We start from the raw sequence: 7,468 nt of genomic DNA, 5'->3' as shown, positions 1-7,468 counted from the left end.
CAAAAAAATGTGCGCCGCCGGGCGTTAGTCGCATTTCAGCCTTCGGCAAAAGCGATAAGCTCCCCCTGTGAGCTTGCCGAAAGGGGTGGACCATGCGACGGCCCCGCGAATTGCAGCTTTGCCTTCAGGCCTGTTTTGTTGCCCTCGTCGTTTCAGTCACGGCCAGTGCGGCCTTCGCGCAAAACGAGCGAGAACTTTGCGCCAAGAGCACGGGCGACGCCGCGATCGCGGCCTGCGACAAGGTGATCGCCGGAAATCCCAAGGACGCGGACGCCTTTAGCAATCGCGGTTTCACCTGGAGCGCCAAAGGCGACCAGGACAAGGCTATCGCCGATTTCAACGAAGCTCTCAAACTCAATCCGAAACATGCGCGCGCACTCAGCAATCGCGGCGTCGCCTGGAACAGGAAAGGCGACCACGACAAGGCGATCGCTGACTCGACCGAAGCGATCAAGATCAACAAGCGTTATGCCAAGGCTTATAACAATCGCGGCGTTGCGTTCATTCGAAAGAAAGAATTCGACAAGGCGATTGCCGATCTCAATGAATCAATCAAGTTGAACCCGAAGGATGCGAGCGCCTATTTCAATCGAGGCAATGCACTCGAGATGAAAGGCTCGCTCTCCGATGCTTTGGCAGATTTCAAGAAGTTTGCGGAGCTGTCGCCGAGCGATACCGACGGGCCGCAAGCGGTGACGCGATTGGAGCAGAAGATCAAGGGCGGGGGACGGTAAGCAGGAGGTGCGGCCTCTCTTCACGGTTCGTTGATGTGTGGCCCTCGTACCCTGTTGTAGGCTTTGAGCGTGGCGTCGAGTGGGAGAGTAGTCGTGCTGCAAGTATTGCCGGAAACGAAGCTTTACGACCGGCTGTTCTTGCCGGTCGTCATTGGGCTCGGTGCGCTCTCGCTGGGTCTGTGGATGTTCACCATCATTGACCTCACTGGGTGGTTGAGCCGCTGACGCGACGACATCCAGAGCGGATTGCCTAAGTCAGGTGCGCACTTCGTCTGCCGAGCCCTGAACGACCGGGGACTGTGACCTTGGATTTCAAGAGCAAGGCGACCTGGTCCGGAGTGCAGCTGGCGTTGAGAGCGGCTGTGGCCGGAGGCTTTGCAGTCGCCATCGCGCGATATTGTTCTTTTGGTTATCCCATCTTTGCGTTTATCGCCGCGGTCCTCGTGACCGACTTGTCTGCCGCCGAAAGCCGAAGACTGGGACTGATCCGCATGATGGCCACCGTCGTCGGTGCGGCCTGGGGTGCGCTGCTCGCGCCACTCATCCCGTCCGGTGCCGTGGCGGTCGGTTTCAGCGTTCTTGTCGCGATGGTCACCTGTCAGGTGTTTGCAGGCGCAGCCGGCGCGCGCGTGGCAGCGTTCATTTGCGGGATCATTGTACTGGATAATCCCGATCAGCCCTGGACGTATGCGCTTCATCGCCTCGCCGAAACGGGACTTGGTGTCGCCGTCGCCTGGGTCATCAGCTATGTCCCGAAATTGTTCAACTTCGAAGAGCCGCGTGGTGTCGTTGACCGGAATGACGGCGCCGACGCGGGCTAGTTCGTGGGCCGGCCTGTGCCGGTCATGAGAAAACCGCAGATGTTCGTCGCGGGCGAAGGCCAAGGTCGAACTTCGCTTACGATGACACCGCAACGACCCGCATGTGTTCCCGTCACTGTGATTTGCCTGGTTCCTGCCCAGGCGCAGTATTCGCTCGCGCCGCATCACCGCGGTGCCCCCGCGGCCGATCGGGCTCGTGTCGGGGAGACAACGGGAGGACTTGCCGATGAAGTACCGAGCGTTTGCAGCACTGACCTGCGTTGGCATTCTCAGCGCGTCGTCCGCGCTTACCGCAGCGCATGCGCAAGCGGCGCTGTCCGAGCAAGAGGCTCATGCCATCGCTGTCGATGCCTATCTCTATTTTTACCCGCTCATCTCGATGGACATTACCAGGAAGCAGTTCACGAACGTTGACCCCGGCAAGGTACCTGGCCGCGGTCCGATGAACGCGTTTCAGAGCATGTCGGCCTATCCTGCCGGCACCGACAAGGGCGTCGTTCGCTACAATTTCGATACGCTATATTCGTCGGTTTGGCTCGACATGACGAAAGAGCCGATGATCGTGTCGGCGCCCGACACGGACGGCCGCTATTATCTGCTGCCGATGCTGGACATGTGGAGCGATGTGTTCGCGTCGCCCGGATGGCGCACGACAGGCACGAAAGCTGGGACCTTCCTGATTACGCCTCCAGGCTGGCGTCCCGACCTGCGCGACCGCTTCATCGAGGAGTTCAAGCTCCCGGCAAATACGCAGCGCATCGAAGCGCCGACGCCAATCGTCTGGATCATCGGCCGCACCAAGACCGACGGTCCTCCTGACTATCCGGCGGTCAACAAGATCCAGGCGGGATACAAGGTGACGCCGCTGTCGCAATGGGGCAAGACGCCCACGCCGGTCACCGCGACAATCGACCCGAACGTGGACATGACGACGCCGCCCAAGGTCCAGGTGGATACGATGCCGGCGGACAAGTACTTCGCCTATGCGGCGGAGCTTCTGAAGACCATACCGCCGCACATCACCGACGAGCCGATGGTCGCGCAATTGAAGAAGATCGGATTTGAACCCGGCAGGAGCTTCGATGCGCAGAAACTCGACCCTGCAATCCGCAAGGCGTTGATGAGCGCGCCGGAGGATGCACAGAAACTGATGGCCTGGAAGGTGCCGACGCTCGCCCGCGTGGTGAATGGCTGGTCGATGAACACCGATACGATGGGCGTCTACGGCAATTACTATCTGAAGCGTGCGATCGTTGCGCAACTGGGGCTGGGCGCAAATCTGCCGGAGGACGCGATCTATCCGGTCAATCTGGCGGACGACACCGGACGGCCGCTCGATGGATCGCAGAAATACGCGCTTCGGTTCGAAAAGAGCGCGCTGCCGCCCGCAAATGCGTTCTGGTCGGTGACGCTTTACGACTCGGAGGGGTTTCAGGTGCCCAACGCGCTCAACCGCTTCAACCTGAGCAGCTGGATGCCGTTGAAATACAATATGGACGGATCCCTCGACCTGTATTTCCAGAATGAGAGCCCGGGTGTCGACAAGGAAGCGAACTGGCTTCCCGCCCCGAAGGGCGCGTTCAATCTGCTGCTTCGGCTTTATGCGCCGAAGTCGGAGGCGCTGACCGGCAAATGGAATCCGCCGGTGGTGACGCGCGTCAACGCGCTGCCCAGCCTGGCGGCGCAGTAAAGGTACCGGAGCGATCAGGGCAGCGGTGCGAACTGCTGCCCGCTACGGCGAAGCCGGCGGGATGAGGGCGCTCCGGCGCGTTAATTTGTGAGGATCCGGGCGCGCCGGCGCGGCCGAGCTTCGGACCGGTCGCGGCAGGCCCAGTCGGCTTCGAATTTCGGCAAATTGCGGGTGGTTGGTGGAGCCGAGGGGAATCGAACCCCTGACCTCCTCATTGCGAACGAGGCGCTCTCCCATCTGAGCTACGGCCCCCGCCAGACGCAGCCGGCAAAGCCGTCCCGGATGCGCGAGAATGGGCGAAGTCCGGCCATTTAGGACCCGCCTTTTGCCAAGTCAAGGACGAGCCGCAGGGGTTTGCCGAGGGTTGTCCGGGACGGCGGAAAACACCCTCGTGCGGGCGCGGGGAACGGGGCGCCAATGTTACGCGGGTGCCCCAGCGGACCGCGGCTTGCCCGGAATCGGCGGAGCCGATACACCTCGGATACCACCTCCGAAGAGAAGACCTCCGCCCGATGCGCGCGCTCCTCGACGTCATATTGATCGTTTTGCAGCTGTATATCTGGTTGTTGATCGCATCGGCGATCCTGTCCTGGCTGATCGCGTTCAACGTGGTGAATACGCGCAACCAGTTCGTGGCGATGGTGGGCGATTTCCTGTGGCGCATCACCGAGCCGGTGCTGCGGCCGATCCGGAACATGATGCCCAACCTCGGCGGCATCGACATCTCGCCGGTGATCGTGATCCTCATCATCATCTTCATCCAGAGCGTGATCACCCGCTACATCTATCCCAACGTGTTCTGAATCCGGTTGGGCAACGGGCCTTGCCGAATCCATCGGATTTGCCCTGGACGGCAACATCGTCCGGTCTTTCCGTCACCATACGGCTGACGCCCAAAGGTGGGCGCGATGCGCTCGATGGAATCGAGACGCTTTCCGATGGGCGGCCCGTGCTGAAGGCGCGCGTGCGGGCGGCGCCCACCGAGGGCGAAGCCAACGCCGCGCTTGTCTTACTGCTCGCAAAGACGCTTGACGTGCCGCGCCGCACGGTGACAGTGGCGGCCGGCGAAACCTCACGCATCAAGCGTATTGCCATCGAAGGCGACGGTGCTGCACTCGCAGCGCGGCTGGAGAAGCTTGTGACCGATCTTTAGCTCGTAACGGACAAGAGATGACTGCGACCATCATTGACGGAAAGGCTATCGCGCAGGAGCTGCGCGGCAATATCGCGACCGCAGCGGCGAAGCTTGCCAAAGAGCACGGCATCGTGCCCGGCCTTGCCGTGGTGCTGGTCGGCAACGATCCGGCGAGCGAAGTCTACGTGAAATCGAAGTCGAAGGCGGTCACCGAGGCCGGCATGAAATCCTTCGATCACAAGCTGCCAGCCGATACATCGCAGGCCGATCTCCTCAAGCTGATCGAGCAGCTGAATGCCGACAGCAGCGTCCACGGCATTCTGGTGCAATTGCCGCTGCCCTCGCAGATCGACTCCACGCTGGTGCTGAACTCGATTGATCCGGGCAAGGATGTCGACGGCTTTCATCCCGTGAATGCCGGACGGCTCGCGACCGGGCAGCGCGCGCTGGTGCCGTGCACGCCGGTCGGCAGCGTGATCCTCGCGAAGAAGATCCATCCCTCGCTCGCCGGCATGGATGCGGTGGTGATCGGCCGCTCCAACATCGTCGGCAAGCCGCTCGCGCAATTGCTGCTGGCGGAGAACTGTACCGTCACGGTGGCGCATTCAAAGACGAAGGATCTGAAGGATGTGTGCCGGCGTGCGGACCTGTTATTCGCCGCGGTCGGCCGTCCGGAGATGGTGCGCGGCGACTGGATCAAGCCGGGCGCGACCGTGATCGATGTCGGCATCAATCGCGTGCCGGGCGAGGGCGGCAAGACGCGCCTCGTCGGCGACGTAAACTACAAGGAAGCGCTCGAAGTGGCGGGCGCGGTGACGCCGGTTCCGGGCGGCGTCGGGCCGATGACCATCGCATGCGTGATCCTCAACACGCTGCGCGCCGCCTGCGCGTCGGCAGGCTTGCCAGAGCCGAAAGTCTGATCGAACCTGCATCCCCGCGCGCGCGACTGATACAGTCGTTGGTGCGGGAGGGGATGCGATGGTTCGGCTATTCGCGGCTGCTGCTGTTGCGATCGGTGTTGCGGGCGGCGCTGCCGCGCAGGGCATCGAGCACGCCTATACGAAGATCGACCTGAAGGCCTGCAAGCATACGCCCGGCCGTATCGCCGAGGATTACGGCTCATGGCTGTGCAAGGGCCATGCGAGCATCCCGATCTATATTTCGGGCGGCGATCAGCGTTCGTTCGTCAGCTTCGGCCGCAATGCCCGCAGGGAGTTCGCCAATCGCGAGACGCTGATGTCGTTCAACGGACAGGGCGATGTGGTCGAATGGCGGATCGAGACGCTGCCGGGCGGCAAGAAGCGCCCATTCGCCGCGATCATGCGCTGGTCGACGACGGTGCAGAAGGAAGAGCCCAATCCCGACGGTGAGGTCGTGCGCGGTCAGGTGCTGGTGATCACGCGGCTCGATCCGGGTGGCGTGTGCCATGTCGGCTATGTTGACGCACGCGCCAATCCGGATGCGAACGAACTCGCACGCAAGGTAGCCGACGAGAAGGCGCGCACATTCCGCTGCGGCAAGGATGCGCCGGACAGTCACGGCAAGACCGGTCCCGGCTTTTCGCCGCGCATGCTGATGCACTGATGCATCGATGCGCGGGCGCGGCGCGTTAGGGCAAAGTTAACCAGCACGCGGCGCGCGATCACGTCGGCGCGAGCCGGTAAAAGTTTAACTTTTTTGTAAGCGCCGTTGGTTACCGGTTGGTGAAGTATCACCTTCCGGAGTGTCCCGTCATGGGTCCTGTAAATGAGTCCGGTGCTGCCGAGCCGGTGAAGCCAGAAATCGAAGCCGCCGATTCCAGCGCTCCCGAAATCAAGGTCGAGCGCATTGAGCACGAGCAGGCGTCGTATCGCAGGCTCGACGACGACAAGGCTCCCGCCATGTTCGTGCCGTCGACGCGCCAGCGCTTCAGCCGCGCCGCAATCCTCGCGATCGCAATCGCAGTATCGGCTGCGGTCGGATCGGCCGTCGGTGCTGCCGCCGCGGTTGCCTTCGCGACGCCTCAACCGGCATCGCCGGACGCGCGCACGATCGAGGTGAACGCGTTGCGCGGCGTGATCACGCAGCTCTCGAGCGAAGTCGCTTCGCTGAAGGCGAGCATCGACAGCAACGCCAAGGCCGCGAATGCGCAGATGGCGAAGATTGCCGATCGTGTCGACCGTGCAGAGAAGGCGCAGGCCGAACCGGCATCGCGCGTCGCCAAGCTGTCCGAGTTGCTGGAGCGGATCGACAAGCGCACGGCATCCGCGGCGCAGACCGCGCCGGAGACCACGGGCTCGATCGCTGCGAAGCAGGAGGATCGTCCGACGGTGGTGAACGGATGGGTGGTGCGCGAAGTGTTCCGCGGCGGCGCCATGGTCGAGAACGAGCGCATGGGCATGTTCGAAGTCGTCCCGGGCGCCAATCTTCCGGGCCTCGGCCGTGTCGAGACCATCCGTCGTCAGGACGGCCGCTGGGTGGTCGTGACACCGAAGGGCTTCATCGTGTCGCAGCGCTGATACGCTGCAACGCTTCACAGTCGCTTCAGGCGGCGCCGGATCGGCGCCGCTTTTTTGTTGGGCAGGCGCCGCCGCGCGGTTGCACTCAGGTGAATTGTCGCCCTCGGTTCCGCCATGTCATAGTCGGGCCGGCAAGGGAGCCTGTGAATGCGGATGTCCTTTGGTTTCGCCGTCGCAGTGATAACCGCGGCAGTCTGCCATGCCGGCGCGCCGGCCGCAGCGTTCGAGCCCATTCAGGCGCCCGCGGCAAAGCCCGAGATGACGGAGAACTGTCCCGGTCTCGTCGCATCAGACCGGCCGCGCGTCATTCCCGCTGCGTTCCGGGTCGCCCAGCTCCAGTCCGACCAGGTACGGATCACCTATATCGGCCATTCCACCTTCCTGATCGAGAGCCCGCGCCTGGTGCGGATCGCGACCGACTACAACGACTATGTCCGGCCGCCGGTGCTTCCCGATATCGTCACCATGAACCACGCGCACTCGACGCATTTCACCGACAATCCGGATCCGGGCATCGCGCATGTGTTGCGCGGCTGGGCGGAAGAGCGCGGCAAGCCGATGCGCCACGATGTGCAGGTGAAGGATGTGCG

10 protein-coding genes and 1 tRNA gene are annotated in these 7,468 nt (G+C 62.7%); 10 read left to right on the top strand and 1 reads right to left on the bottom strand.

Going from position 1 to position 7,468, the window contains the following annotated elements; all coding sequences use genetic code 11:
* Positions 1 to 92: 92 nt before the first annotated feature.
* The 4 genes from VNZ93_RS05625 to VNZ93_RS05610 all read left to right on the top strand — a co-directional run bounded on the left by VNZ93_RS05625 (position 93) and on the right by VNZ93_RS05610 (position 3,245).
* On the top strand, positions 93 to 734 hold the full coding sequence (locus VNZ93_RS05625) for a tetratricopeptide repeat protein (protein ID WP_325701277.1): 642 nt from the start codon (positions 93 to 95) through the stop codon (positions 732 to 734).
* 93 nt (positions 735 to 827) lie between these two features.
* On the top strand, positions 828 to 959 hold the full coding sequence (locus tag VNZ93_RS05620) for a hypothetical protein (protein ID WP_325701275.1): 132 nt from the start codon (positions 828 to 830) through the stop codon (positions 957 to 959).
* 74 nt (positions 960 to 1,033) lie between these two features.
* On the top strand, positions 1,034 to 1,555 hold the full coding sequence (locus VNZ93_RS05615) for an FUSC family protein (protein WP_325701273.1): 522 nt from the start codon (positions 1,034 to 1,036) through the stop codon (positions 1,553 to 1,555).
* A gap of 226 nt (positions 1,556 to 1,781) precedes the next feature.
* Complete coding sequence (locus tag VNZ93_RS05610; protein ID WP_325701270.1) at positions 1,782 to 3,245, top strand: DUF1254 domain-containing protein; 1,464 nt, start codon at positions 1,782 to 1,784, stop codon at positions 3,243 to 3,245.
* Between the two features lie 176 nt (positions 3,246 to 3,421).
* On the opposite strand, the gene VNZ93_RS05605 is transcribed toward VNZ93_RS05610, so the two are convergent.
* A tRNA-Ala gene (locus VNZ93_RS05605) sits at positions 3,422 to 3,497 on the bottom strand.
* A gap of 260 nt (positions 3,498 to 3,757) precedes the next feature.
* On the opposite strand from VNZ93_RS05605, the gene VNZ93_RS05600 reads away from it, so the two are divergent.
* From VNZ93_RS05600 to VNZ93_RS05575, 6 genes are all read left to right on the top strand, one after another.
* Entirely contained in the window at positions 3,758 to 4,048 is a 291-nt protein-coding gene (locus tag VNZ93_RS05600) for a YggT family protein (RefSeq protein ID WP_325701267.1), read from the top strand.
* Between the two features lie 20 nt (positions 4,049 to 4,068).
* Positions 4,069 to 4,398, top strand: a complete 330-nt coding sequence (locus tag VNZ93_RS05595) for a DUF167 family protein (protein ID WP_325701264.1) — start codon at positions 4,069 to 4,071, stop codon at positions 4,396 to 4,398.
* Positions 4,399 to 4,415: 17 nt separating this feature from the next.
* Positions 4,416 to 5,300, top strand: a complete 885-nt coding sequence (folD, locus tag VNZ93_RS05590) for a bifunctional methylenetetrahydrofolate dehydrogenase/methenyltetrahydrofolate cyclohydrolase FolD (protein WP_325701261.1) — start codon at positions 4,416 to 4,418, stop codon at positions 5,298 to 5,300.
* A gap of 58 nt (positions 5,301 to 5,358) precedes the next feature.
* Entirely contained in the window at positions 5,359 to 5,964 is a 606-nt protein-coding gene (locus tag VNZ93_RS05585; RefSeq protein ID WP_325701258.1) for a hypothetical protein, read from the top strand.
* A gap of 149 nt (positions 5,965 to 6,113) precedes the next feature.
* Entirely contained in the window at positions 6,114 to 6,878 is a 765-nt protein-coding gene (locus VNZ93_RS05580; RefSeq protein ID WP_325701255.1) for a hypothetical protein, read from the top strand.
* Positions 6,879 to 7,025: 147 nt separating this feature from the next.
* Positions 7,026 to 7,468, top strand: a 443-nt coding sequence (locus VNZ93_RS05575; RefSeq protein ID WP_325701252.1) for an MBL fold metallo-hydrolase, incomplete at its 3' end; no start/stop codon positions are given.

It is taken from the genome of Pseudorhodoplanes sp. (genome assembly GCF_035565795.1).
Classification (GTDB): domain Bacteria; phylum Pseudomonadota; class Alphaproteobacteria; order Rhizobiales; family Xanthobacteraceae; genus Pseudorhodoplanes.
Note: the sequence above shows the minus strand (reverse complement) of the source record. Positions and strands in the feature narration are given on the sequence as shown.